Origin of the sequence: Acidovorax temperans (genome assembly GCF_006716905.1) — a bacterium.
GTDB lineage: Bacteria > Pseudomonadota > Gammaproteobacteria > Burkholderiales > Burkholderiaceae_C > Acidovorax > Acidovorax temperans.
The window spans coordinates 249,457-274,819 of sequence record NZ_VFPV01000002.1 but is presented as its reverse complement, the minus strand read 5'-3'; the positions used below and the strand labels follow the sequence as shown (position 1 = coordinate 274,819).

Annotated in this window: 22 protein-coding genes and 1 pseudogene; 12 read left to right on the top strand and 11 right to left on the bottom strand. The window is 66.4% G+C overall.

The window, feature by feature from the left end; all coding sequences use genetic code 11:
• Positions 1-346 precede the first annotated feature (346 nt).
• A complete protein-coding gene (locus BDD18_RS09335; protein ID WP_142082882.1) occupies positions 347-2,167 on the top strand; it encodes a methyl-accepting chemotaxis protein in 1,821 nt (606 codons plus the stop codon).
• A gap of 100 nt (positions 2,168-2,267) precedes the next feature.
• Here the strand turns inward: BDD18_RS09335 and BDD18_RS09330 are convergent, their stop codons facing one another.
• The 4 genes from BDD18_RS09330 to BDD18_RS09315 form a co-directional block, all read right to left on the bottom strand.
• The gene (locus BDD18_RS09330; RefSeq protein ID WP_044400742.1) at positions 2,268-2,519 is read right to left on the bottom strand and encodes a hypothetical protein; all 252 of its coding nucleotides are present in this window, start codon (positions 2,517-2,519) and stop codon (positions 2,268-2,270) included.
• Between the two features lie 210 nt (positions 2,520-2,729).
• A complete protein-coding gene (locus BDD18_RS09325; protein WP_142082880.1) occupies positions 2,730-3,539 on the bottom strand; it encodes a tRNA-uridine aminocarboxypropyltransferase in 810 nt (269 codons plus the stop codon).
• Positions 3,526-4,131, bottom strand: a complete 606-nt coding sequence (locus tag BDD18_RS09320) for a class I SAM-dependent methyltransferase (RefSeq protein ID WP_066690697.1) — start codon at positions 4,129-4,131, stop codon at positions 3,526-3,528. The genes BDD18_RS09325 and BDD18_RS09320 overlap by 14 nt, the downstream gene beginning before the upstream one ends.
• Positions 4,132-4,235: 104 nt before the next feature.
• Positions 4,236-4,616, bottom strand: coding sequence for a VOC family protein (locus BDD18_RS09315; RefSeq protein WP_044400750.1), 381 nt, complete (start codon positions 4,614-4,616; stop codon positions 4,236-4,238).
• Positions 4,617-4,856: 240 nt separating this feature from the next.
• On the opposite strand from BDD18_RS09315, the pseudogene BDD18_RS22825 reads away from it, so the two are divergent.
• From BDD18_RS22825 to rarD, 4 genes and pseudogenes are all read left to right on the top strand, one after another.
• Positions 4,857-5,180 (top strand): annotated as a pseudogene (locus tag BDD18_RS22825) (alpha/beta hydrolase); the annotation flags it as partial.
• A gap of 43 nt (positions 5,181-5,223) precedes the next feature.
• Positions 5,224-6,351 (top strand): M20 family metallopeptidase, encoded by a 1,128-nt coding sequence (locus tag BDD18_RS09305; protein ID WP_142082879.1) that lies wholly within the window; start codon positions 5,224-5,226, stop codon positions 6,349-6,351.
• 38 nt (positions 6,352-6,389) lie between these two features.
• The gene (locus BDD18_RS09300) at positions 6,390-6,986 is read left to right on the top strand and encodes a flavin reductase family protein (protein WP_066692898.1); all 597 of its coding nucleotides are present in this window, start codon (positions 6,390-6,392) and stop codon (positions 6,984-6,986) included.
• Positions 6,987-7,123: 137 nt separating this feature from the next.
• Positions 7,124-8,023 (top strand): EamA family transporter RarD, encoded by a 900-nt coding sequence (gene rarD / locus BDD18_RS09295; protein WP_066692889.1) that lies wholly within the window; start codon positions 7,124-7,126, stop codon positions 8,021-8,023.
• A 193-nt stretch (positions 8,024-8,216) separates the two neighbouring features.
• Here rarD and BDD18_RS09290 read toward each other — a convergent pair whose 3' ends face one another.
• Positions 8,217-9,626: a DUF2130 domain-containing protein gene (locus BDD18_RS09290; RefSeq protein WP_066692887.1), complete on the bottom strand. Its 1,410-nt coding sequence runs from the start codon at positions 9,624-9,626 to the stop codon at positions 8,217-8,219.
• A gap of 94 nt (positions 9,627-9,720) precedes the next feature.
• Here BDD18_RS09290 and BDD18_RS22065 point away from each other — a divergent pair, with 94 nt between their 5' ends.
• Positions 9,721-9,882, top strand: a complete 162-nt coding sequence (locus BDD18_RS22065) for a YdeI/OmpD-associated family protein (protein ID WP_170207383.1) — start codon at positions 9,721-9,723, stop codon at positions 9,880-9,882.
• 6 nt (positions 9,883-9,888) lie between these two features.
• On the opposite strand, the gene BDD18_RS09285 is transcribed toward BDD18_RS22065, so the two are convergent.
• The 4 genes from BDD18_RS09285 to BDD18_RS09270 all read right to left on the bottom strand — a co-directional run bounded on the left by BDD18_RS09285 (position 9,889) and on the right by BDD18_RS09270 (position 16,059).
• Positions 9,889-10,650 (bottom strand): 3-oxoacyl-ACP reductase, encoded by a 762-nt coding sequence (locus BDD18_RS09285; RefSeq protein WP_142082877.1) that lies wholly within the window; start codon positions 10,648-10,650, stop codon positions 9,889-9,891.
• Positions 10,651-10,713: 63 nt separating this feature from the next.
• Positions 10,714-12,705 (bottom strand): UvrD-helicase domain-containing protein, encoded by a 1,992-nt coding sequence (locus tag BDD18_RS09280; RefSeq protein WP_142082876.1) that lies wholly within the window; start codon positions 12,703-12,705, stop codon positions 10,714-10,716.
• 199 nt (positions 12,706-12,904) lie between these two features.
• Positions 12,905-13,141: a hypothetical protein gene (locus tag BDD18_RS09275; protein WP_142082874.1), complete on the bottom strand. Its 237-nt coding sequence runs from the start codon at positions 13,139-13,141 to the stop codon at positions 12,905-12,907.
• Positions 13,138-16,059: a DNA topoisomerase III gene (locus BDD18_RS09270; protein ID WP_142082872.1), complete on the bottom strand. Its 2,922-nt coding sequence runs from the start codon at positions 16,057-16,059 to the stop codon at positions 13,138-13,140. Before BDD18_RS09270 ends, BDD18_RS09275 begins: the two co-directional genes overlap by 4 nt.
• 133 nt (positions 16,060-16,192) lie before the next feature.
• Here BDD18_RS09270 and BDD18_RS09265 point away from each other — a divergent pair, with 133 nt between their 5' ends.
• The 4 genes from BDD18_RS09265 (at position 16,193) to BDD18_RS09250 (ending at position 18,991) form a co-directional block, all read left to right on the top strand.
• The gene (locus BDD18_RS09265; RefSeq protein ID WP_142082870.1) at positions 16,193-16,786 is read left to right on the top strand and encodes an SET domain-containing protein; all 594 of its coding nucleotides are present in this window, start codon (positions 16,193-16,195) and stop codon (positions 16,784-16,786) included.
• Entirely contained in the window at positions 16,783-17,631 is an 849-nt protein-coding gene (locus BDD18_RS09260; RefSeq protein ID WP_142082868.1) for a biotin--[acetyl-CoA-carboxylase] ligase, read from the top strand. The genes BDD18_RS09265 and BDD18_RS09260 overlap by 4 nt, the downstream gene beginning before the upstream one ends.
• A 25-nt stretch (positions 17,632-17,656) precedes the next feature.
• Positions 17,657-18,352, top strand: coding sequence for an SPOR domain-containing protein (locus tag BDD18_RS09255; RefSeq protein ID WP_142082866.1), 696 nt, complete (start codon positions 17,657-17,659; stop codon positions 18,350-18,352).
• A gap of 171 nt (positions 18,353-18,523) precedes the next feature.
• Complete coding sequence (locus BDD18_RS09250) at positions 18,524-18,991, top strand: YidB family protein (protein WP_142082864.1); 468 nt, start codon at positions 18,524-18,526, stop codon at positions 18,989-18,991.
• Between the two features lie 155 nt (positions 18,992-19,146).
• Here the strand turns inward: BDD18_RS09250 and BDD18_RS09245 are convergent, their stop codons facing one another.
• Positions 19,147-20,469 (bottom strand): acyl-CoA dehydrogenase family protein, encoded by a 1,323-nt coding sequence (locus BDD18_RS09245; RefSeq protein ID WP_142082863.1) that lies wholly within the window; start codon positions 20,467-20,469, stop codon positions 19,147-19,149.
• Positions 20,470-20,664: 195 nt separating this feature from the next.
• Here BDD18_RS09245 and BDD18_RS09240 point away from each other — a divergent pair, with 195 nt between their 5' ends.
• Positions 20,665-21,471 (top strand): SOS response-associated peptidase, encoded by an 807-nt coding sequence (locus BDD18_RS09240; protein WP_142082861.1) that lies wholly within the window; start codon positions 20,665-20,667, stop codon positions 21,469-21,471.
• A 130-nt stretch (positions 21,472-21,601) separates the two neighbouring features.
• On the opposite strand, the gene BDD18_RS09235 is transcribed toward BDD18_RS09240, so the two are convergent.
• Entirely contained in the window at positions 21,602-22,957 is a 1,356-nt protein-coding gene (locus tag BDD18_RS09235) for an esterase-like activity of phytase family protein (protein ID WP_142082859.1), read from the bottom strand.
• 494 nt (positions 22,958-23,451) lie between these two features.
• Between BDD18_RS09235 and BDD18_RS09230 the strand changes: the two genes are divergently transcribed.
• Positions 23,452-25,350 carry a bifunctional metallophosphatase/5'-nucleotidase gene (locus tag BDD18_RS09230; RefSeq protein ID WP_142082858.1) on the top strand — a complete coding sequence of 633 codons (1,899 nt, stop codon included), beginning with the start codon at positions 23,452-23,454 and terminating at the stop codon, positions 25,348-25,350.
• Positions 25,351-25,363 lie beyond the last annotated feature (13 nt).

Here is a 25,363-nt window from a genome sequence, read left to right as displayed (position 1 = left end):
CCCAACTGATATGCGCCAGTAGCTATTAAACATGTAGCAAATTGTTCACCCTTTGGGAAATGCCCCCTGAACGGCCTGCATCACACAAGGCCACCCATGCCCAAAGCCCGGCGTGGGCACCCGCCAGCGGCGGTGAGCGGTTAGCGCCTCTGCAGGCCGGCTGCAAGCATCTCCTCAGTGCTTGAGCGATTTGCCCAGCGATGCACCAGGGCTGTGCAAATAACGCACAGGCGGCGCACAATCCGAAGTGGTTACTTGCGCAGCCCAGGTGCGCCACCATGGCCCACCCTGAAGCACGGCATGCACGGGGCACAGCGCCCTTCCTTCCCGCAAACCGGACTTCCCGATGAACTTCCACCACCTCTCCCTCACCCGCAAGCTGACGATTGCCTTCTCGATTCTGGTGGCGATCATCATCGGGGTGTCCACCCTGTCGGTGGTCAGCCTGAGCGAATCCCAGCGCGATTTCGACAGCTTCGTCAGCGATGAATTCAGCCGCGGCGGGCTGGCCCGTGACTTGCACGCAGCCGCCAGCGCCCGGGCTATTGCCGCACGCAACCTCATCATCCTCAATGGCCCCGAGGACATCCAGGCCGAAACCACGGCGGTCAAAGCCGCCCACGACCGGGTGCAAGAGCGCCTGGGCATGCTCAAAAAAGCCGTTGCCAGCACGCCTGGGGTGTCTTCAGAAGAACGCGCGCTGCTCGACAAAATCGACCAGCTCGAAGCCAGGTACGGCCCGGTTGCGCTCGACATCGTGGCCAAGGCGCTGGCCGGGCAAAAGGATGAAGCCATTGCGCGCATGAACGCAGAGTGCCAGCCGCTGCTCAAGCAGCTCATCAGCACCACGACCGAGTATTCGCGCCTGATCGCCACATCGGGCGCGCAAAAGATTGAGAAATCGGCCGAGCGCTTCAGCGCCAAGCGCCTGATCCTGATCCTGTGCTCGCTGGGCGCAGTGGCGGCGGCCATCGTGCTGGCCACGCTCATCCACCGCAGCCTGATGCGTTCGCTGGGCGCCGACCCGATTGCCTTGCGCGCAGCCGCGCGGCGGGTGGCTTCTGGCAACCTGGGCCCGGTCCCCGGAGCCGCCACTGCACCGGCCAACAGCGTTCTGGCGTCGCTGGGCGACATGCAGACGGCACTGGCAGACATCGTGAGCCGCGTGCGCGCGTCGGCCACGTCGATCGAGGCGGGTTCGCTGGAAATCGCCTCGGGCAACACCGACCTGTCGCACCGCACCGAGCAGCAGGCCAGCAACCTGCAGCAAAGCGCCTCGTCCATGGAAGAGATGACCGCCACGGTCAAGCAAAACGCCGACACGGCGCAGCAGGCCAGCCAGCTCGCGGCCGAGGCACGCGCGGCAGCAGAGCATGGTGGCACGGTGGTCACCCAGGTGGTGACCACCATGAACGAGATCACCACCAGCTCGCGCAAGATCAGCGACATCATCAGCGTGATCGACGGCATTGCCTTCCAGACCAACATCCTGGCGCTGAACGCCGCCGTGGAAGCCGCCCGCGCGGGCGAACAAGGCCGCGGCTTTGCCGTGGTGGCGGGCGAGGTTCGCACGCTGGCGCAGCGCAGCGCCCAGGCAGCCAAGGAGATCAAGGGGCTGATCGAGGCCAGCGTGGAAACCGTGGAAACAGGCTCCAGCCTCGTGAACACCGCAGGCAGCGCGATGACCGAGATCGTCGATGAAGTCACGCGGGTGGCCGATTTGATCAGCCAGATCAGCGCCGCCACACGCGAACAAAGCAGCGGCATCAGCCACATTGGCAGCGCGGTGGCCCAGCTGGACCAGTCCACCCAACAAAATGCAGCACTGGTTGAACAAATGGCCGCTGCCGCCAGCAGCCTGAACCAGCAGGCCCACGGCCTGGTCGAGGCGGTGGCGGTGTTCCAGATGGACGAGCAGCACAGCCGGGCGATGCAGGCGACTGCGGCGCAGCACCGGCCAGCCCCCAAGCCGGTAGCAGCACCGGCACGGCCTGCAGCGGTGGCGCCACCGGTGCGCAAGGCCCTGGCCCGCACGGGTGCGGCCACCCCGCCCACCCCAGCAGCGCGCGCCATTGCGGCGCCCACCAGCACATCGGCCCCCAAGGCTATGGCTGCGCGCGCCCCGGCGGCAGCGCCTCAAAGCGATAGCGATTGGGAGTCGTTCTGACGAAGCGCGCCTGAGCCGGGGCGCAGCCTGCACGCGCCGCAGCGTGCGCCTTGCCCCGCCACGCTGGGCGGGGCTGGGCAAGGCCTCAAGCCCCGCGAATTCAGCGCCCGACGACCGACCAGCCCGCCTTCTGGTTGTTCTTGTCGTTTTCGTATTCCCACGCCGTGCCGCAGCGGTCGCACACGTAGCGGGTGAAGGTGACAGAGCCGCCCGGGCGGTCTTCCTTGCGGTTGCCGCGCTGCACCAGTTCGGGGTGGCCCGGTGCCTTGCGCCAGTTGCGCTGGATGCCCTGGCAGGGCTCGCACAGCGACATGGGTTGGAGTTCACGTTGGCGGGCCAGGTCTTTGGTCATGGGAAGTATCTTGAATAAATCGGTGTCTGGCGCTTACTGGGCAAGCGCAACCAGCTATCAAAATTGAAGCAATTGGCACCACAAAAGCACTGGCGCACAAGCGCGCGGCGGGGGGCGTGATTGTGCCTGAAGGCTGCCGAACCCTGCCCCGGGGTGGAGCCCGGCAGTTGCGACACCGTGACGCACGACATAAGCACCGCAGGCATGGGCTCAAGCGCGGGTGGTGCGCCCCAAAGCTTGCGCAAGCCGCTGGTGCGCTTCGCCCTGACAGTCCGGCGGCAGCTGGTGCTTGGCCTGCAGGTAGTGGTGGGTGAACACGTCCAGGTAGGTCTGCAGCACCTGCGCGGCCTGCGGCTCGCCGGCCAGGTCCAGGCACAGGCCGGCCACTTCGGCGGTGCAGAAATGGTCGTCACGGCGCGAGCGGCGCAGCTGGTAGCGCGAGATCTGCTCGGGCTGCAGGCTCAGCACCGGAAAGCGATCGAGGTACGGGCTTTTGCGGAACATCTTGCGCGCCTCGGGCCAGGTGGCGTCGAGCAGGATGAACAGCGGGCGCTTGGCAGGTGCCGGTTCGACCCCGGCTCGGGGCACCGCCACCGAAGGAGGCGCCACCTCGGTCACCACCCGCTCGGGCGCCACGAATTCGCCGGGGAACACGACGTAAGGCTGCCACTGCGGGTCGGCCAGCAGTTCGAGCAGAGCCGGATCCACTTCGGTACGGGCCCAGCCGAAGGCAAAGGTATCGGGCACCACGTCGGCAATCAGCCAGCCGGTGTTGCTGGGCTTGAGGGGTTCGATATCGGCCATCAGCAGGCACACGCCTGCGCGGGTGCGCACCACGGGGTGCAGGCTGCACACGCAGTGGCTGGGCACCAGGCGGCAGCCGGGGCAACGCTCGCCGCGCGGGCCGCCACGGGCCAGGAAGGGCTTGGCGCTGCGGGCCAGCCGCGCGGTGCGCAGGCGGGCTACGGCGTGGGGGGCCCGGGGTGCCTGGGGCGGGGCTGCGTTTTCAGCCACCCACATGCTCCAGCGCAAACATGGGCACTTCGGCCTGGCGGCTGAGCCAAACGCCGCCGCCCAGCTCCACAAAGCCTTCGCGCAGGCCGCGCCGGTACAGCTCGGCGCGGTGGCGGAAGACGCGGTTGTCCGTCAAATCCTCGTCGATGATGTCCTGCTCGTAGTCTTCGCGCGCAACGGCCTCCACATACAGCGCGCCTTTGGAGAGGCGGCCCAGGTTGTGCAGCGCGGCTTTCACATCGGCCGGATTCAGGTAGGGCAGCACGCCCTGGCAGATCACCCAGTCGAACGGCTCGCTGGCGGCGTAATCGACCACCGAACCCTGCTGCCAGCCAAAGCGCTCGCACAGGTAGGGGCTGAACTCCACGCCCTGGTAGCTGGCGCCAGGAAAGTGCCGCTCGACGATGCCCTTCCACAGGCCAATGCCGCAGCCCACGTCCAGCACGCGCCGCACCGGCACGCGCAGGTACTTGAGGTAGCTGCACACAAACATGCCCAGGCGCTCCATGTGCTCGGGGTCCACCACGCTGGTCTTTTTGTCAAAGTAAAAGCGCTGGTAGTAGGCCTCGTCGAACAGGGTGGCGCTGGCGGATTGCATGCAGGGGGTCTTCCTCAAAGAAGGGGTTTTGAATGAAAAGAGCTTCCAGCGCCCGTGGGTTGAGCGCTGGAAGCTCTTAAAAATATAGCAAACGAGGAGTTAACTCAGGCCGCAGGGCGGTGCAGCACGCACAGCTTGTTGCCATCGGGGTCGCGCAGGTAGGCCAGGTACAGCTTGCCGCCGGGGCCTTCGCGCCAGCCGGGAGGGTCTTCGCAGGTCACGCCGCCGTTGGCCACGCCCGCTGCGTGGCAGGCATCGGCCTGCTCGGGCGACTGGGCCAGAAAGCCGATGGTGCTGCCGTTGCCATGGGTGGCGGGCTCACCGTTGATGGGGGTGGTGATGCCGAAGGTGCCGGTGGGGCTGCGGTAGAAATAGCGGTTCTTGTTGGCAACGCCTGCAGGCACGCCCAGGGCGCCGAGCACAGCGTCGTAAAACTTCTTTGAAACATCCAGGTTGTTCACACCCAGAATCACATGGCTAAACATAGGGTTTGTCTCCGTTGGAACCCCGTGAGGGGCAGCTTGTGGACTGGGCGATGGTACCGGCTGCACAGAAAAGCTGACCAGGGCAGTCGGTGAACGTATGGTGGTAAGCCCTAGGTAATATGTATGCATAGCGAATCCGCAGCATGCCGGGTTCGCCGCCCGGTTTTCCCCTTCAGTGGCTGACGTTAAGGAATCTGAAATGAACAGAATTTTTCGCAAGACCGTGCTCTGGCCAATGCCGACAGCCTGGCGCGCCTGTTTGCCACGCCCCTGACCATCCTGGCGGGCGACCAGGACACCGAAACCAACGACCCGCACCTGCCTTCGGAGCCCGCCGCCCTGCGCCAGGGCCCCCACCGCTACGCACGCGCGCTGCACTACTTCGCCACGGCCCAGGCCGAGGCCGCGCGCCGGGGCCTGCCCTTCCGCTGGCAGCTGCACACGGTGGAAGGCATCGGGCACGACGGCGAAGCCATGTCGGCCGTGTGCGCGCACCTGTGGTTCCACCAGCGCATGCCCAGCGCTGCGCAACTGGCCGCACTGGCGGGCCGCCGTACCGCCTGACCCTGCGCACCACCGCCCTTTCATCCTCCTCGAGCCTGCACCCATGACCTCACCCACCACCCAATCCCTTGTGAACGGCATCACCGCCTGGATGCAATGCGAATCCCCCACGAGCAGCCCCGAAGGCGTGGCGCGCATGGTGGCCGAGATGCAGCGCTACGCGCTGGACGCAGGCCTGCAGGCCACCGTCACGCCGCTGGGCCCCCAGGTGGGGCCGCTGCTGCACATCAGCAACCGTGCGGCGGGCGACACCCGGCCCGGCCTGCTCATCCTGGGCCATTCCGACACCGTGCACCCCATCGGCACGCTGCAACAGAACCCCTGCCGCACCGAAGGCGACCGCCTGTACGGCCCCGGCGGCTATGACATGAAGGCGGGCATCTACCTGGCACTGACGGCGCTGCGCGACCTGGCCGCCGCAGGCGCCACCGCGCTGCCGGTGGACTTTCTGGTGGTGCCTGACGAAGAAACCGGCAGCCACGCATCGCGCCCGCACATCGAAGCCTTTGCCCGCAACGCGCGCTACGGCCTGGTGTGCGAGCCTGCCCGCGCCAACGGCGGCAAGTGCGTCACCGCGCGCAAGGGCACCGGCATGCTGCGCCTGGGGGTGAAGGGCCGCGCCGCCCACGCCGGTGTGCAGCATGACAAAGGCCGCAGCGCCATCCGCGAAATGGCCCACCAGATCCTGGCGCTGGAAGCCATGACCGACTACGCACGCGGCGTGACGGTGAGCGTGGGCACCATCGAAGGCGGCACCGCCACCAACACCGTGCCCGACCGCTGCCGCTGCGTGGTGGACTTTCGCCTGCCCGATTTGCGCGCCGCCGACGAGTTGGTGGACAAGATGCAGGCCCTGCGCCCTGTGGGCCCCGACATGGAGCTGGATATTGACGTAGAGGTGAACCGCCCGCCCATGGTCAAAGACCAGGCCGTGGAAGCCCTGCTGGCCCGCGCGCAAGCATCGGCCCGCCACGCTGGCTTTACCCTGGAAGACGCACCCATGACCGGCGGCGGCAGCGACGCCAACTTCACCTCGGCCATGGGCGTGCCCACGCTGGACGGCCTGGGCGCCGATGGCGACAGCGCGCACACGCTGCACGAACACATCCTGGTCTCCACGCTGGAGGCGCGCCTCAACTTCTGGCGCCATCTGCTCGCGCACCTGGCCTAAGCTCGCCGCCCCACCCCGGCCACTTTCCTGAAGCAACCATGCACGCACCCGTCCACTTCACCCCTGTGCCGCTCGACAAGGCCTACCGGCTGCTCAACCACGGGCCTACCGTGCTGGTGTCGGCCGCGCATGGCGGCCAGCCCAATGTGATGGCCGCCGCCTGGGCCTGCGCGCTGGACTTCAGCCCGCCCAAGGTGACGGTGGTGCTCGACAAAGCCACCCGCACGCGCGAGCTGGTCGAGGCCAGCGGCCACTTCGCCCTGCAACTGCCCACCGTGCCCCAGGCCGCACTCACCGAAGCCCTGGGCACTGAAAGCGCACACACCCACCCCGACAAGCTGCAGCGCCACCATGTGGAGTTGTTCGATGCGCCCGGCCTGAGCGACGTGCCCGCAGAACACCGCCCACCGCTGGTGCCCGGCTGCGCCGCCTGGCTGGTGTGCCGCGTCATCCCCGAGCCGCACAACCAGCAGACCTACGACCTTTTCATTGGCGAAGTGGTGGGCGCCTGGGCGGACGACCGCGTGTTCCGTGACGGGCACTGGGAATTCGACACCGCCCCCGACCACCTGCGCACCCTGCACTACGTGGCGGGCGGGCAGTTCTATGCCACGGGCCAGTCCATCAAGGTATAAAACTTAGAACCAGATTGGCATCTGGCGCTTATTGCAAAAGCGCCACCAGCTATCTTTTCAATAGCAAACCACCCCATCCATCCACCCACCGCTGCAGCCCGTGCTGCGCAGCCCCACCACTCCACACCACCTCATCCATGTCCAGCGGCATTCTGTACGGCCTGTCGGCCTATGTTCTGTGGGGGATGTTCCCCCTGTTCTTCAAGCAACTGCAGGCCGCCAGCGCGATAGAGGTGGTGCTGCACCGCATGGTGTGGTCGCTGGTGTTCGTGCTCATCGTGCTGGCCGTGCTGCGCCGCTGGCACTGGCTGGGCGACGTTCGCCGCAGCCCCGCCCTGCTGGGCAAATTTGCGGTGTCGGCCCTGCTGCTGGCGGGCAACTGGCTCAGCTACGTCTGGGCGGTGAACAACGGCCATGTGCTCGATGCCAGCCTGGGCTACTTCATCCTGCCCCTCATCAATGTGGCGCTGGGCTTCATCTTTTTGCACGAACGCCCACGCAAGGCGCAGTGGGTCGCCTTTGCCCTGGCCGCCACCGGTGTGCTGTGGATGGCAGTGCAATCGGGCCATGTGCCCTGGCTGGCGCTGCTGATTGCGATGACGTTTGGCTTTTATGGCCTGATGCGCAAGACGGCCACGCTGGGCGCGCTGGAAGGCATGTCGCTAGAAACCATGCTCCTCGCCCCGCTGGCTGTGGTGGCCCTGCTATGGCCCGGCCCCAGCGGCCCCGGCAGCCAGTGGCCCGCGCACGACGCGCACACCTGGCTGTTCTTCCTGCTCAGCGGCCCCGTCACTGCCATCCCGCTGCTGCTGTTCGCCGCAGGCGCCCGGCGCGTGCCGCTGTCCACCATGGGCTTTTTGCAATACATCACGCCCTCCATCCTGGCGCTGATGGGCGTGTTCCTCTACGGCGAAACCTTCGCCGGCCCCCGCGCCGTAGGCTTTGTGTTCATCTGGGTGGCGCTGCTGCTGTACACCGCCGAAGGTCTGTGGGCGGGGCGGCGGGCGGCTGCGGCCAGGGCAGCGGCGGCAGCGTAAACCCACGGGCAACGGTAACGCAGCGGCCTGCTGGCGCTGTCATGTGGCGGGCAGCGCCCAGCCTACGGAGGATTGATAGCCAAACAACCCTCTAGCGCTTATTCAGCAAGCGCCAGCAGCTATCAAAACAGAAGCAAGACCAGCCACCGGGCAGGCGCTCACCACCCATCACCTGCCCCCCTGCGGGCCAGCATCACTCCAGATCCGAAATCTGCGCCTGCTTCAGCTCCGCAAACTTGGCCGCCATCGTCGGGTTGCCACGGGTCAGCTTCTTGATCGTCAGGTCTTCAGCCTTGTCGTTGGCCAGGCGCAAATTGTTCGCTGACTTGTGCAGCGCTTCCTTGGTTTTCTCCAGGTCCTTGATGGCCTCGTCAATGCGTTTGACGGCCTCTTCAAACCCGTCTGACGCCAGGCGCCAGTTGCGGCCAAACGCGGTTTTGAACTCGTCCAGCTGCGTCTCAAACTTGGTGATGTCCAGGTTCTGCGCCTTCACCAGCGCCAGCTCTGACTTGTATTGCAGCGACTTCATCGCCGCGTTTCGCAGCAGCGTGATGATGGGGATGAAGAACTGCGGCCGCACCACATACATCTTGGGGTAGCGGTAGAACACATCCACGATGCCGGTGTTGTACAGCTCGCTCTCGGGCTCCAGCAGCGACACCAGCACCGCGTACTCGCAGCCCTTTTCATTGCGGTCCTTGTCCAGCTCTTTCAGGAAGTCTTCGTTGCGCTTCTTGGTGGCCGTCTCGTCGCTCTCGTTCTTCATCTCGAACATGATCGAGACAATCTCGTTGCCCGCCTCGTCCACGTCGCGAAAGATGAAGTCGCCCTTGCTGCCGCTGCGTGCGTCGTTGTCCTTCTCAAAGTACGCACGCGGAAACGCCGTGGCGCGGATGCGGTTGAACTCCGTCTCGCAGTGCTGCTCCAGCGTCTCGCCCACCATCTTGGTCGAGAGGCGCGCCTTCATGTCCCTGAGGCGCGCAATCTCGCCGTCGCGGTCGCGCAGTTGCAGGGCGTATTGCTCTTTGATGGCGTTTTCTTCCAGCTGCTTTTTCACCACCACCAGGTTCAGGTCGTTCTTCAGTTCATCGCGCTCGCGGGCCACCACCGTCACCGCCTCGGTCACCGCCAGCCTGCGCGCCACCTCAGCCGCCTCCAGTTGTGATTTGAGCTGCTGAATCTCCGCATCCTTCTTGGCAGCCACGCCCTGCAGCTCTTGCGCCTGCCGCGCTTGCGCCAACTGCTCCGCCGCCTGCTGCGCCTGCCGCGCACGCTCCAGCTCATTCGCCAACGCATCGCGCTGCTTCTCTACCGCGCTCAGCGCCTGCGCCACTGCCAGGTCACGCTCCACACCGCCCGCATCCAGCTGCGCCTTCAGGGCTTGAATCTCGGCATCTTTGGCCGCAGCCGCCTTCTGCAACTCATTGGCCACCTGGGCCTGCGCCAGCGCCACCGCATTGCGCTTGTCCTGTTCGGCCAGTTCCAGCCGCTCATGTAACTGCGCGGCGAAGTCTGCATCGCGCACCTGCTTGAGGATGTCGGCATAGCCGGATTCGTCCACCTTGAAGGCTTTGTGGCAGTGGGGGCAGATGATGTCGTGCATGGCGGGTACCGTGTGTCGTGTTTGGTTGGGTGGGGAGCATAGCGCTGAGCCGCCACCGACTAATCCTGGATCGACGGGTTACGAAAGCCGCTGGATGACACCTCGTATCCGCAACGCCCCACGCAACGTCGCGCGCGGCAACTGGTCGCAGAAAAACGTGCAGCATGCCGAACGGCTGATAGCGCAAGGGCGCATAAAACCCACAGGCCTGGTGCAGGTAGAAGCCGTACGCGGCGCAGCGGCTGCGCCACGGTGAAACCGGTCAGCCCTTGACCAGCCCGCAGTCCACGATGAGGTTTTGCCCCGTCACGGCCCGCGCCCAGGGGGAGAGGAAGAACAGCACGGCGTCGGCAAACTCTTGCGGGGTGGTGACGCGGCGCAGGGGGGTCATGCTGGCGATGAGGTCGAACACGGCTTCGGGGGTGGCGCTGCTGGCGTCGGTGGTGCGCAGCAGGCCGCCAGACACCATGTTCACCGTGATGCCGTGCTGGCCCAGGTCGTTGGCCGCTGTGCGGGTGAACGAGAGCAGCGCGGCCTTGGCGGCGGTGTAGTCGTGGTAGGGCACCACGGGGTTCTGGAACAGGTTGGTGCCCACGTTGACGATGCGGCCGAAGCCCTGTTCGCGCATGGCGGGCAGGGCGGCCTGGGTGGTGTTGAGTGCGCCTTTGACGGCGCCTTCGAGCTGCTGGGCAAAGCGCTGCCAGGTGATGTCGCCAATCTGCGGGCGGGCATCGCCATCAAACCGGAACTGGGCCAGGGCGTTGTTGACCACGGCGCTGATGGGCTGGCCGGTGCGTTCGCGCACCTGGGCAAACAGGCGTTGCACGGCGGCGGCATCGGTCACATCGGCCTGCAGGGCCAGGGCGCGGGGGCCCAGTTCTTCGGCCAGGGCCTGGGCAGCAGCGTCGCTGTGCAGGTAGTTGATGACGACCCCAGCGCCTTCGCGCGCCAGCGCGCGGGTGATGGACTGGCCCAGCCCCCGGGCGCCGCCGGTGACCAGAACCCATTGTTCAGACAGTTGCATGGTGATCCTTGGGGAAGGTGGTGTGCGAATGTGGCAAAGCTGCGGACGGGCGCCACTGTGCCATCAGGCCGGAGCCTTGGCGGCCTGTGTGGATTCTGCATAGCCCAGTTGCGCCACAAACGCGCTGGGCCGCTGGCGGTGGGCCAGCAGGGTGAGCTGCTGGCGCGCGCGGGTCATGCCGACGTAGAGGGTGTTCTTCTCTTGCGCAAAAGGTGCCTGCGGGTCGGGGAAGGCGCCTTGCTCCAGGTAGGGGATGAGCACATGCTCAAACTCCAGCCCCTTCACATGGCCGATGTGGGCCAGCACCAGGCTGGCGGTGCTGCGCAGTTCGCGCTGGCGCTGCTCGGCGGCGTTGAGGTGCAGGAAGTAGTCGCGCGCGCTGCCAAAGGCCTGGGCGGCGTGGCTCAGGCCTGCCAGGTTGGCCAGGGCGTCGGCCCGGCGCTGGCGCGAGACGAACACCTCGCGCACCACGGCGTCGATCTGCAGGGCCTCCAGCAGGCGGGCCAGGGTGCCCTGGCCGTGGGCTTCTTTGGCCACCTTCAGGGCGCGCTGCAAGCGCCGCTGCATGGCGGGCTCGACGTTGGGCAGGATCTGGTTGGTGAAGAAGCTCTCTAAAAACAGCGGGTTGTCGGTGACGCTGCGGATGGCGTCGGCCAGCAGGTCGTGCTGCGATTCGTGCTCGCGCCCCTTCACCACGATGCGTGCGCCGCAGAAGAAGACCAGGGCGCGCATGAGCTTTTCTCGCGTGCGCGGCTCGGTCACGCTGTCGAAGTTGTCGGTGGCCACGGCCAGCAGGCCGCGCACCAGCAGCACTTCGGGGCGCAGCAGGTAGCTTTCAAAACCGCTCACGGTGTAGGGCACGCCATCGGCCAGCAGGCGGTTTTCAATGGCGATGGACTGGCCGGGGTGGCGCAGCAACACGGCAAGGCCTGCCATCTTGCCGCGCGTGGCGGTGCGCCAGTGCTGCACCTGGTGGGCGATCAGGTCCACGCATTCGGCCTCGTCGTCGTAGCCAAGCAGTTGCACGGCGGTGTCGTGCGCGGCCAGCGAGCCATAGGGCTTGTCGGCAAGCCGCCCGGCCTTGGTGGCCAGCTTGCGGCCAAAACGGTGGCTGGGCGTGAGGGGCAGGCGCGCCACAGGGCGGCCCGTGTGCACAGTGATGGCGTCGCCCATGAACACGGCGTCGGCCCCGTGGGCGCCGTAGATGACCTGGTCACGGTCGCCCACGCCGCAGAACTGGCACTGGGTCGAATCCAGCAGCTCACGCAGCACGCGGAACGATGCTGCGTTCATGTCGTGCATCTCGTCCACCAGCACCATCTGCAGGTTGCGCGGCCAGGGGCGCAGGCTGGCGGCGGTGTCGCCCTCCAGCAGGCGGCGGGCCAGGTCGTAAGTGGCGTCGTAGGGGCCGCGAAACAGCGGCTCGTCGGCCAGCTCGCGGCGGCGGATGCGTTCGTACGCACGGAACACCTTGAGCTGGGTGTAGCCAATGCCCAGGTCGCCCGCATAGTCGGGCGAGGCCGGGCCGTCGTCGCGCTCCAGGTCGTCTTTCAACGTGCCTTTGAGCCACAGGGCCATGGCCAGAAAGTCTTCGACAAAGCCCGCATTGCCCGCGCTGGGCAGTTGCAGCTCTTCGGGCCAGCGCTCGGATTCGTTGGCCTCAATGCGCTGCACGGCCTCCCACACGTAGGGGCGCAGGGCTTCCTGGGTGTCGATCTGCTCTACGGGCGGGCCGTAGGGCTCTTGCAGCATGGCGGCGCAAAAGGCGTCAAAGCTGGCGATGCGAAAGCGCGCCACCACGGGTGCGGGCACGCCAATTTTGCGCAGGGCGGCCTGCAGGGCCTGGCAGGCGGTGTCGGTGTAAGTGAGGGCCAGGCAGCGCTCGGGCGGCATGCCGGTGGTCCACGCCTGGGCCATGCGCAGCGCCAGCGTGGTGGTTTTGGCGGCGCCCGCGTTGGCCTCGATGATGAGGGTGCGCTCGGCCGACATCTGCACGGCGACTTGCTCGTCGGTGGGGGTGATGTGCTTGGGTTGGTACGGGTGAACAGTCGCCAACGGGAATCCTCAGGAGTGCAGGGGCTGGAAAGCGCTGCGGGGTGCGGCGCTGGGGCCGCAGGGCCCGAGCCAGGTTGCGCGGGCTTAGAGCGGCTAACAAAACTCAGCGAAGCGGTTCTGGCTAGGCACTGTGTCGTAGGCAGTACGAGCAGTACGACAAGACACAGCAACGACGCCAGAAGAGTTTTGTTAGCCGCTCTTAGCGCCGCCGACCTACGCCCAGGTCAATCTCGCCATAGACGGTGACACCGCTGCTGCCACCGCCCACGTCCGTCACAGCGTTGCCTTGGGGGCCACTGTTGCCGCTGCTGCCGCTACTGCGCTTGTACAGGGGGCCAGAGGCATCGCCTCCAGCCGAGGGCGTGCCCGCGCAGCCTGCGAGCAAGGCCAGCGCTGCGCACAGCGCCCAGGCCCGTGCGCAGGCCAGCGGCGTCATGCGTCGCCGCCCAGGTGGTTGCCCAGAATGCCCGCCAGCTCGAACATGCCCGCGCTGTCTTTGCCAAACACGGCGCGCAGCTTGTCGTCGGCGACGATGGTGCGCTTGTCCTTGGGGTCTTGCAGGTTGTGGGCCTTGATGTATTCCCACATCTTCTTGACAGCCTCGGGGCGTGCCACCGGCTCGTTGCCAATCACGGCGGCCAGGGCGGCGCTGGGGGCCTTGCCTGCGGCGGCCTTGCGCGGCGGTTTGGCGGCGGTGGTTTTGGCTGCGGCCTTCTTTGCAGGGGCTTTTTTGGCTGCAGCGCTTGCCCTGCCTGCGGCAGCAGCTCCTGTTTTGGTAGCGGCGCCGGCGGCAGGTTTACGGGGTGGGAACTTGCTGGGCGCAAATTCAAAGTTGACCTTGCCAGCGTCCTTGTCCCACGCCAGGTGGGCCTTGAAGTTGCGGCGCGTGCGCATGCTCACAAACTTGTCGAGCAGGTCGGTCTTGCCGGTGTCGAGCAGCTTGGTCATCTGTTCGCGCTCCACGGGCTGCTGCAGGATGACCTTGCCGCTCTTGAAGGTGCAGCTCGGCGTGGGCTGCGCGGCAGTGGGCACGGCCTTGCTGCACACGTAGTTGCTGCCGTGCTCGTGCACTTCCGATCCGCAGATGGGGCAGGCACCCAGCGATGCGTCTTCAAACTCCACCAGCTCGCCCGATTCTTCGGCATTCTTGTCATCGCCAAAGTCGAATTCGAGCTTGTAGTTGTGTGCCTCGTCGTCGTACTTGAGGACGATCTCGGACGTGAACGGCCAGCCCGCCTTGGAGCGGAAGCCCTCCAGTGGGCCGATCTTTTTGTCGCGCAGCAGCTGCTCGGCCTCGGCCGTTTCAAACGTGCGGCCGGCGGGCGACTTGCCAAAGCTGAAGCCGCAGCCCTCGGCGCCTGCCTTGCCCACGCAGGCAAAGCGACGGTAGTTCTCTTTGACCACGCCACCGCAGTTGGGGCAGGGCGACTGCAGCGTGGCGTAGTCGCCAGGGATGGTGTCGCGGTCGTATTCCTTGGCCTTCTTCACCATGCGCTCGGTCATGGCGGCAATCTCGGCCATGAAGGCTTCGCGGCTGAGCTGGCCCTTTTCCATCTGCGAGAGCTTGTACTCCCACTCGCCCGTGAGTTCGGCACGGCAGAGTTCTTCCACCTCCAGACCGCGCAGCAGCGTCATGAGCTGGAACGCCTTGGCCGTGGGGATGATCTCGCGGCCTTCGCGCAGCATGTACTTTTCAGTCAGCAGCCCTTCGATGATTGCCGCACGCGTGGCAGGCGTGCCCAGGCCTTTTTCCTGCATGGCTTCGCGCAACTCGTCGTCGTCGATCTGCTTGCCCGCGCTTTCCATGGCGCCCAGCAGCGTGGCTTCCGAATACCGGGCGGGCGGCTTGGTCTTGAGGCCTTTGGGGTCGGCCGTCAGCGTGTTGACCATTTCGCCGGGTTTGACGGGTACGACGTTTTGGCCCTTGTCCCCGTCCTTGCCACCTTCCACCTCGTCGGCCGCTTCCTTGCCATAGATGGCCAGCCAGCCCGGCTTGACCAGCACCTTGCCTTCGGTCTTGAAGCTGTGGGGGGCCACGGTGCTGATGCGCGTGGTGACGGTGTATTCAGCGCTGGGGAAGAACACGGCCATGAAGCGGCGCACGACCAGGTCGTACAGCTTTTGCTCGGCCTCACTCAAGCCCGACGGCGCTTGCGTGGTGGGGATGATCGCAAAGTGGTCGCTCACCTTGCTGTTGTCGAAGATGCGCTTGGATGGGCGCACGTAGTTGTTGTTCAGCGCCGTAAGCGCGTGCGGGGCCAGGTGGCGCATACCGCTGTCGGCCAGCATTTCAAACGTTTGCTTGGCCACGGGCAAATAGTCTTCGGGCAGCGCGCGCGAATCGGTACGCGGGTAGGTCAGGGCCTTGTGGCGTTCGTACAGGCTTTGCGCCAGGGCCAGCGTGGTCTTGGCACTGAAGCCGAACTTGCCGTTGGCCTCGCGCTGCAGGCTGGTCAGGTCAAACAGCAGGGGCGATGCCTGGGTGGTGGGCTTGCTCTCTTCGGTGACGGTGGCCTGCTTGCCGCGCACGGCGTTGGCAATCGCCTGGGCTTCGGCGGCAGACCAGACGCGGTCGGCGCGGGCTTCCACATCCTCGCCCTTCTTCCACTTCGGGTCGAACCACTTGGCGGGGTATTCGCCGGCCTGGGCGCCGAAGGTGGCGTGGATTTCCCAGTAGTCGCGGCTGATGAACTTGCGGATCTTTTCTTCGCGCTCCACCACCAGCGACAGCGTGGGCGTCTGCACCCGGCCCACGGTGGTCAGGAAGAAGCCACCGTCGCGCGAGTTGAACGCCGTCATGGCGCGGGTGCCGTTGATGCCGACCAGCCAGTCGGCCTCAGAACGGCTGCGCGCGGCGCTGGCCAGGCCCGCCATCTGCTGATCAGAGCGCAGGCTCTCGAAGCCATCGCGGATGGCCTGGGGCGTCATGGACTGCAGCCACAGGCGCTTGACGGGTTTGCCCAGCGGTTTGCTGCCACCGGCGTACTGCTCGATCAGGCGAAAGATCAGCTCCCCCTCGCGGCCCGCGTCACAGGCGTTGATGAGTTCGGTCACGTCCTTGCGCTTGGCCTGCTTGACCACCGCGTTCAGGCGGCTCTTGGTCTTGTCCACGGGCTTCAAGTCAAAGTACGGCGGAATCACGGGCAGGTGCGCAAAGCTCCACTTGCCGCGCTTCACGTCGAACTGCTCGGGGGCCTGGATCTCCACCAGGTGGCCTACGGCGCTGGTGACCACATAGCGGTCGTTCTCGAAGTGGTCTTCGTGCTTTTCAAACTTGCCCGCCACGGGCGTCAGCGCGCGCACGATGTCCTGCGCCACTGAGGGTTTTTCTGCAATTACCAGGGTCTTGGTCATTTTCGGTTTCTCGCCAGTCGTTCTGGTTGCCCGCACTGCGGGCGCTTCTACAATTCGGTTCTCGCGCGCATGCACACGCACACACGCGCACGCACACACATGTGTGCACCATCAAGTTAACAGAGTTTTAGCCATGGCCCGCAATGCAACGCCTGCCGACCCCAACGCCCACACCGGCCGCCGCATCCAGACACGGCGCTCAGGCGTGCACGGCAGGGGAGTTTTTGCCCTGCAGGACATCGCCGCTGGCGAAGTGCTGGTGGAATACACCGGCGAGATCATCAGCTGGCAGGAGGCGCAAGACCGCCACCCCCATGACCCCAGCCAGCCCAACCACACGTTTTACTTCCATGTGGACGAAGACCGGGTGATCGACGCCAACTACGGCGGCAACTCGGCCCGCTGGATCAACCACAGCTGCGACCCCAACTGCTTTGCCGACGAGCGGGACGGCCGCATTTTCATCACCGCGCTGCGCAATATCAAGGCGGGCGAAGAGCTGAACTACGACTACGGCCTGATCATTGAAGAGCGCTACACCCCCAAGCTGAAGGCCGAATACCCCTGCTGGTGCGGCGCCGCCACCTGCCGCGGCACGCTGCTGGCCCCCAAGCGCGGCTGGCGCCCGCCCATGCCCGACCTGCCTGCGCCAGAGCCCCGTACGGCCAAAGCCAAGGCACCAAAGACCGGCAAGGCCACTGAAGCCACCAAGGGCCGCAAGGCATGACCGCCCCCATCCGCTGGCCTGCCGAGGCCGTCTGGGAGGCCGTGGCCCCGCTGCTGCCGGGCTTCACGGTGGAAGTGCTGCCCAGCATCGATTCGACCAACACCGAGCTGATGCGCCGCGCCCGTGCCGGGCAGACCGAGCCCACCCTGCTGGTGGCCGAGCAGCAAACCGCCGGGCGCGGCCGCCTGGGCCGCGTGTGGCAGAGCGATGTGGGGGCTTCCCTCATGCTGTCGCTGGGCCTGCCCATGGCGCCCAGGGATTGGTCCGGCCTGTCGCTGGCCGTGGGGGTGAGCGTGGCCGAGAGCCTGCAGCCCACCCTGCCCCCGCTGGAGCCGGGCCAGCCTCCGCGCATTGGCCTGAAATGGCCCAATGACCTGTGGCTGAGCGGCGACCGCAAGCTGGGCGGCATTCTGGTGGAGACGGCCAGCTTTGTGGCGCCCCAGGCCGCGCACCCCACTACAGCCCAAGGCACCGCCGCCCGCTACGTGGTGGTGGGCATTGGCATCAATGTGCTGCCCCGCAGCGGCGAGGGCATGAGCATGCCCCCCGGCTGCCTGCAGGACGTGGAGCCCGGCCTGGACGCCCCCACCGCCCTGCTGCGCATCGTGCCCCCGCTGGTGGCCATGTTGCAGGGCTTTGAGGCCTGCGGCTTTGCGCCCGTGCAGCCCCGCTTTGCCGCACGCGATGTGCTGCAGGGCCGCCCCGTGACGCTGAGCGACGGCCAGACCGGCACCGCCCACGGCGTGGGCGAAGACGGCGCGCTGCTGGTGCACACCGCCCAGGGCATGCAGGCAGTGACCAGCGCTGAAATCAGCGTGCGCCCCGCCGTGCTCTCTACCCTCTGACACCCCTTCTGAAAAAGCCCTGCCCATGCTGCGCCTTGCCGTCATCGCCCTGCTGCTGGCCAATGCCGGTTACTACGCCTACACCCAGGGCTGGCTGCGCAGCGCAGGCCTGGTCACCCCCGAGCAGGCCGAGCCGCAGCGCCTGCAGCAGCAGATTCGCCCCGAAACGCTGAAAGTGCTGCGCGCGCAGGGTGCCACCAATAACCCCACGCCGCCGCCCGCACCGGCTGCCGCCCCAGCGGCAGACACTACAGCAGCCGCCCCTGCCGACGCGGGCGAATGCCTGCAGGCGGGCATCTTTGACGAAAAGCAGGCCACCGCCCTGCGCACCGTCGCCGCCAGCCTGCCCCAGGGCAGCTGGACGCTGGAGCCCACGCCCATCACCGGGCGCTGGATGATCTACATGGGCCGCTTTGACGACCAGGAGACGCTGGACAAAAAGCGCGCCGAGCTGCGCGCCCGCAAAGTGGACTTTGACCGCGCAGGCGGCACGCTGGAACTGGGCCTGTCGCTGGGCCGCTTCTCGACGGAAGAGGCTGCGCAGCGGGGCCTGACTGCGCTGAACGCCCAGGGCGTGCGCACCGCCCGCGTGATTCTGGAGCGCCAGGCCGCCCCCGGCTTCGTGCTCAAGCTGCCCGCAGTGACCGACGCCCAGCGCCAGCCATGGCTGGCCACCCTGCGCCCCGCCATGGCAGGCAAGACGCTGGGCAGCTGCAGCTGAGACCCTGCCCCCGGTTTGCACAAGTTGACCATTGGCTCCGCAGGCCTATGGCCGCTTGCGGCACACTGCCCCACGCACACGGTGCCACGGCCTGAACCGGCCCTCAGCCCGTGCCGCGCAGCGGTGGGACAACCCGCCTGCCTTTTCAACGGTTTCACAGGGAGCAGCACCATGGGTTTATTCGATTCAGTCGTCGGCGCAGTCTTGAACAACGCTGGCCAAGCAGGGGGCAACGCCGCAGGCGGTGGCCTGGGCGGGCTGCTGGGCATGGCCGCCCAAAACCCGCAGCTGGTGCAGGCCGTGCTGTCGCTGCTCAGCAACGATGGCGCGCACGGTGGACTAGCGGGGCTGGTAGAGCGCTTTCAGCAAGCGGGTCTGGGCAACGTGCTGCAGTCGTGGATTGGCACGGGTGCCAACCTGCCGATCTCGGGCGAGCAACTGGCCAGCGTGCTGGGCCAGGGCACGCTGTCGCAATTGGGCAGGCAGGTGGGCGCCGCCCCGGCCGATGTGGCCCAGCAATTGAGCCAACTGCTGCCCAGCCTGGTGGACCGCCTCACGCCCCAAGGCCAGATGCCCCAGGGCGGCCTGGGCAACAGCAGCGACCTGATGGGCGTGCTGGGACAGTTTTTTCGCGCTTAGAGCGGCTAACAAAACTCTTCTGGCGTCGTTGCCGCGTCTTGTCGTACTACGCGTACTGCCTGCGACGCGGTGCCTAGCCAGAACCGCTACGCTGAGTTTTTTAGCCGCTCTAAAAGCGTGCAGCCCCGGGCTGGCCAAGCTCAGCCCAAGATTCATCAAGCCTGCAGATGCGGCGGGGCCGCCAGCTGCTCGGGGGTGGTGAAGTAAGCCGTGTGGCTGCCCAGGCCCGCGCGCGCCTGGGCCAGCACCTGCCGGGCCACGGTGCGCAGGTGCACCTCATCCGGCCCATCCATCAGGCGCAGGGCGCGGCCCCAGGTCCAGAAGGCGGCCAGCGGCGTATCGGGCGAGAGGCCCATGGCGCCAAAAATCTGCATGGCCCTGTCTACCACGCGCTGCTGCAGCCGCGCAGCCACCACTTTGATGGCAGCCACTTGCGCGCGCACCTGCCGGGGCTCGGCGGCGTCCCCCTGGTCCAGCAGCCAGGCGGCGTGCAGCACCAGCCAGCGCGCCTGGTCGATCTCGATGCGCGAGTCGGCCAGCCACTCCTGCACATTGCTTTGTTCAGACAGCGGCTTGCCAAAGGCATGGCGTTCCAGCGCGCGCTCAGCGGCCAGTTGCAGGGCCAGCTCGCACTGGCCAATGGTGCGCATGCAGTGGTGCACCCGCCCCGGCCCCAGGCGCGCCTGCGCCATGGCAAAGCCCTGCCCCCAATCGCCGAGCAACGCAGTGGCGGGCACGCGCACGTTGTGCAGGCGAATTTCGCAATGCCCTTCGGGCGCATGGTGGTGCAGCACATGGATGTTGCGCACCACCTCCACCCCTGGCGTGCCCACGGGCACCAGCACCATGCTGTGGCGGTGGTGGCTGTCGGGATCGGCACTGTCATCGGCGTCGGCATTGCGGCACAGCACGATGAGCAACTGGCACTGCGGGTGCGCCGCGCCGGTGATGAACCACTTGCGGCCGTTGAGCACCAGGGTGTCGCCCGCAGCGCCGCTGCGCTCTGCGCCCTCTCGCCGCACGGTGGTCTGCAGGTTGGTGGGGTCGGACGAGGCCACGTCCGGCTCGCTCATCGCAAAGGCCGACCGGCACTGGCCGTGCAGCAGTGGCTGCAGCCACTGGGCGCGCTGCGCGGGGCTGGCAAAGCGGTGCAGCAGCTCGATGTTGCCGGTGTCAGGGGCGCTGCAGTTGAACACCTCGGCCGCCCAGGGCAGGCGGCCCATGGCTTCGGCCAGCGGCGCGTAGTCCAGGTTGGACAGTCGCGTGCCGGGCTCGTCATCGCGCAGCGTGGGCAGAAACAGGTTCCACAGCCCTTCTTCGCGCGCCAGGGCCTTGAGGTCTTCCAGGAACGGCGGCGGGTAGTCGCCCGCCTGCACGGCAGCATGCCAGGCGGCGTTGTAGGGCAGCACGTAGCGGTCGATGAAGGCGTGGAGCCGGTCGCACATCTGCTGCGCCAGGGGAGAAGGGTTGAAGTCCATGCGGGCATTGTGAAAACCGCGCCCGCCCGTGTCAGAACGCAGGCGACACCCGGCTTGACGCAAGTCACCACGGGGCGCCACCGTGCATTGTCCGCACCCAAGATGCTAGCTTTTTTATAGCTTACAGCGCTTATTACACAAGCGCTGGATGGCATTTTCGTGCATAACCTTTGTCGAACAAGGTACGATCCACCCATGACCACCCAGTACGAAACCCTGCGCCACGAAGACACCTACCGAGAGGCTTTTGGCGTGGAGCCCCCCGCAGCACTGGGCGAGCGGCTGCTGTGGCCGCGCAAGCCTGGCTGCTTCATCGTGCACCAGGCGGTGGCCACGGCGCTGCTGTCGCCCGAGCCCTCTGCACCTGCATCGTCTGCACCGGCACCCGCCGCACCGCTGGCGGCAGAGCCCGCTGAAGGCAACGCGGCGGATGACACCGCCGCCCCACCGCCCGCCGACCGCACCCGCGTGCTGGTGCCTGCGCAGTGGGGGCTGGTGCCGCACTGGGTCAAGTCAGCGTCTGACGCCAAGCTGCGCGCACCCAAGCTGGTCACGGCCAAGTCGGATTTGGCGTCCACCGGCACGGCATTTCGTGAAGCGTGGCTGCAGGGCCAGCGCTGCATCGTGCCCATGCAGTCGTTTTACGCCGATGACTACCGCAGCGGCAAAGCCGTGCCCACGCGCATTGCCCGGGTGGACGGCAAGCCCATGGGCGTGGCGGGCCTGTGGGCGCGTTGGCGGGGTGCGGATGGCGAAGTCATCATCAGCTACGCCCTGCTGACGGTGAACGCCAACAACCACGCGCTGCTCAACCGCTACCAGCAGCCGGGCAGCGAAAAAAGCATGCCCGCCATCCTGAACGAAGGCGCCTACGACGCCTGGCTGACGGCCCGCCAGGAAAAGGCCAAAGAGTTTTTGCGCCAGTACGCGCCCCAGTACCTCACGGCCAACCCGGTCGAGAACAAGGCCGACAAGGCGCCGAAGAAGGACTGGCTGGGCTGAGAGCCTGTTCTAAGGACTTTCAACGCCCCACCCCACACGCGAAAAACACCCAGGGTTGCAATGCAGGCCCTGGGTGTTTTTCTTTGAACAAGGTGCCTTGCGGCAGCCTCAGCGCTGCACGGGCAGGCGGTCAACGCGCCTTGAGCAGCGCCTCCACCTGCAGCAGCACCAGCTCGTTGTCGTCGGCCTTGTTGGGGTCGCGGCTGGAGCTGAAGGGCAGGTTGTTGTCATTGCCGACCACGATGTGCTTGTCGTCCACCACGTCCACGTTTTCAATGGTGAAGAACGGGAAGGCGAGCACGCCATTGGTCAAAGGCTTCCTGGCCAGGCGCTGGGGGTCCTGGATGTTCATCAGGTCGATGTAGCCGATCTTGCGGATCTCGCCGCCCACGTTTGCATCGCTCATTTCGACCTTGTAGACGCGCTTGAACCTGGCGAGGTCGTGGAAGCAGTCCGCGCGCTTCTGGCCCTCTGGGCAGGCCTTGTCGGCCGTGCCTTCGCCGTTGTCGCGCTCGATGATGAGACCGGTGGTGCCGTCGATCATGTTGAAGTCGCCAATCGCGTGGTGGTTGGCTTCCAGCACGTACTTCCAGTGGCGGCCCGTCCATTGCTCGGTCTTCACGTCGAACTCGAGCACGCGCAGGACCTGCTTGCCACCCACGTTTTCGTAGGCCTTAGCCGCCTCGTTCCACAGTGCGCCTTCGAGCAGGGCGTAGAGCTTGCTGCCGTCCTTGCTGGCGGCCATGCCTTCAAAGCCCTTGGAGCGCTTCACGTCAAACGCCGTGGGCTTGGCATCGGGGGCGCCGGGCATGAGCACGCCGGGCGCGTCGGGCGAGCGCACGACCTTGCCGTCCACCTTGGTGTCGAACACGGCCAGCACCTTGCCGTTCAGATCGGCCTTGATGAGGTAGGGACCAAACTCTTCCGCAATCCACAGCACGCCACCGGCGAACTGGAAGCTCTCGGGGTCGAAGTCCGCGCCCGTCAGGTAGCGCTTGTCGGTGCCTTCTTGCGTGATGCGGAAGGGCACTTTCTTGTCGGGGTCGTGCAGGAAGACGGTCTTTTGGCGGCTGAACTGGCCGCTCTGGAAGTCCACGGTGTAGTGGCTCAGGTGCAGCATGAAGTCGGGCGAGTTGGCCTTGGAGCCAGCGCCGTTGTCCGTCAGCAGCCAGTAGCTGCCGTCGGCCATGCGCTTGATGCCGGAGTGGCCCTGCACCGGCTGGCCATCAAAAGGCAGGCTGATGCCCGTGGGGCGGCCGGCAGACAAACCCATCACCGAACCCAGCTTTTCCACGCGCTGGGCGGTGGTGAACTTGCCAGCGTGGCGCAGGTCGGCCGGGGCGTCTGCCGGTGCAGGAATCACGGTGAGCGCAGGCATCACGGCGTGGCCGGTGAGCGTGGCAGGAAAGGCTTGCTGCGCGTGGGCAGGGGCCAATGCGGCGCAGACCAGGGCAGCGCCAGCGGCAAGGTGGTTCAAAGAAAACATGGTGGGTTACCTGAGGAAAAAGGGCAACGATGCCCACCGGGAGTGACACGGGCGTGACGCCCCGGTGAACGGTGTGTGGCAGGGCCGGGGGCGCAGGCTGTGGGGCAGGCCCCCGCACTCCCCGGCCGCGCAGCCATCAGCCGCGAACGAGGGTGGGCAGCGCCCAGGCGCTGGCCGTGACCGCCAGGATGGATTGCACGGCAGCCGTGGTGGCTGGCAGGCTGCGGGGAGAGAGCATGGAGGAAGACATGAGAAAACCAACAACAGATAAAGCCGATGACAAATCAACGCGCTGGATCAACGTTTGAAATCAAAGCGCGCCCGCCGCAGACCGGGTGCCGGGCAGGGGCCTGCAACGCAAGCTGCGGCGGAGCTTCTCGCAGTGGCATGACGGTGGTGTGACACCCCCTGCGGGTGTGCAGCCCTGTCATCGACACGTCACACCGTCCCCGAAGAATCGCGCCGATTTCGTGGCTTTGGCTCTTTTGGACTTGATGAACACATCTCACCCCCTCTCATCGGCCCGCCGCCTGGCGGCATGGTCCGCCCTGGGCGCAGCCGCCCTGGTACTCACCGCCTGCGGCGGCAGCGACGGCGACGGTGCGCCCAGCTTCAAGGCGATCGAGCTGAACATCGCCCACATCAACGACCACCACTCGCAACTCGAACCCATTACGGCCCAGGAGCTGACGCTGGACGGCGTGGCCACGCAGGTGGAACTGGGCGGCTTCGCGCGCCAGACGGCCGTTTTCAAGGCCCTGGCCAACACCCCCAACCTGATCAAGCTGCACGCGGGCGATGCGATCACCGGCACGCAGTACTACACCTTCTTCAAGGGCAAGGCCGACGCGCAGATGATGAACACCATCTGCTTTGATGCAATGACGCTGGGCAACCACGAGTTCGACGACGGTGACGCCACGCTCAAGGGCTTTCTGGATGCGCTGGCCGACCCCGCCCTGGGTGGCGCCTGCAAAACCACCGCGCTGGCCTCCAACGTGGTGGCGCAAGCTGGCACCGCACTGGCCCCCGCCAATGGCACCGCGTACGTGAAGCCCTACCTGGTCAAGAAGGTGGACGGTGTGGACGTGGGCATCGTGGGCCTGTCGCCTGCGGCCAAGATCACCAATTCTTCGCGCCCCCTGGCCACCACCCAGTTCCTGGACGAAACCACGGCCGCGCAAAAATCCATCGACGAACTCAAGGCCAAGGGCATTCGCCACATCGTGCTGCTGTCGCACCTGGGCTACGACGCCGACAAGGCCATCGCCCCCAAGCTCAGCGATGTGGACGTGATCATTGGCGGCGACTCGCACTCGCTGCTGGGCGACTTCAAGTCCGTGGGTGTGGCCACCTCGTCGGGGGCCTACCCCACCGTGGTGCAGAACAAGGACGGCGGCACGGTCTGTATTGGCCAGGCCTGGGAATACGCCAAGGCCTATGGCCTGATGAACGTGAAGTTTGACGACCGCGGCAGCGTGAGCCAGTGCGGCGGCGCGGCCAAGCTGGTGATTGGCGACAACTTCAAGCGCAAGGACAGCGCAGGCGCCTGGCAAACCCTGGCCGATGCCGACCGCCAGGCCCTGGTGAACAAGCTGGCCACCAGCGCCCAGGTGCGCGTGACCACCCCTGACGCCACGACCGCGCAGACGCTGGCCAGCTACTCGGGCCAGGTGGCAGCGCAGCGCGCCATCACCATCGGTTCCACCTCGGACGCCCTGTGCCTGGTGCGCACGCCCGGCGAAACCACCAACCGCAGCACGGGCGTGGCTGGCTGCGAAACCGCCAACACCCTGGCCCGTGGCAGCGATGCCGCCCAGGCGGTGGCCGAAGCATTCCTGGCCGCAAGCAAGCGTGCCGACTTTGCCCTGCAAAACGCAGGCGGCGTGCGCATTGCCGTGCCTGCAGGCGCGATGAGCATGAACACGGCCTACACCATCCTGCCCTTCACCAACGTGCTGGTCGAGATGAACCTGACCGGTGCGCAACTGGTGGCAGCCCTGGAAGACGCCACGGCCAACCACCTGGACAACGCCCAGTCCAACGGCTCGCACCCCTACGCCGCTGGCGTGCGCTGGGACCTGGACATGAGCAAGGCCAAGGGCCAGCGCTTCACCAACGTGCAGGTGCGCAGCAAGACGACCGGCGCCTGGGCCCCGATGGATCTGACCAAGACCTATGTGCTGGTCACCAACGACTTCATCGCCGCAGGCCAGGACGGCTACACCACGCTGGGCGCCGTGTACAAGACCGGCGCTTACGTGAACACCTACCTGCTCTACACCCAGAGCTTTGTGGATTACGTGAAGGCCAAGGGCACGATTGCCCGCCCCGCAGCGGCCGACTACTCGCACCAGAAGGTGATCAGCAAGGCCGGCGTGGCACTGCCCTGACCTCCTGCCCTTG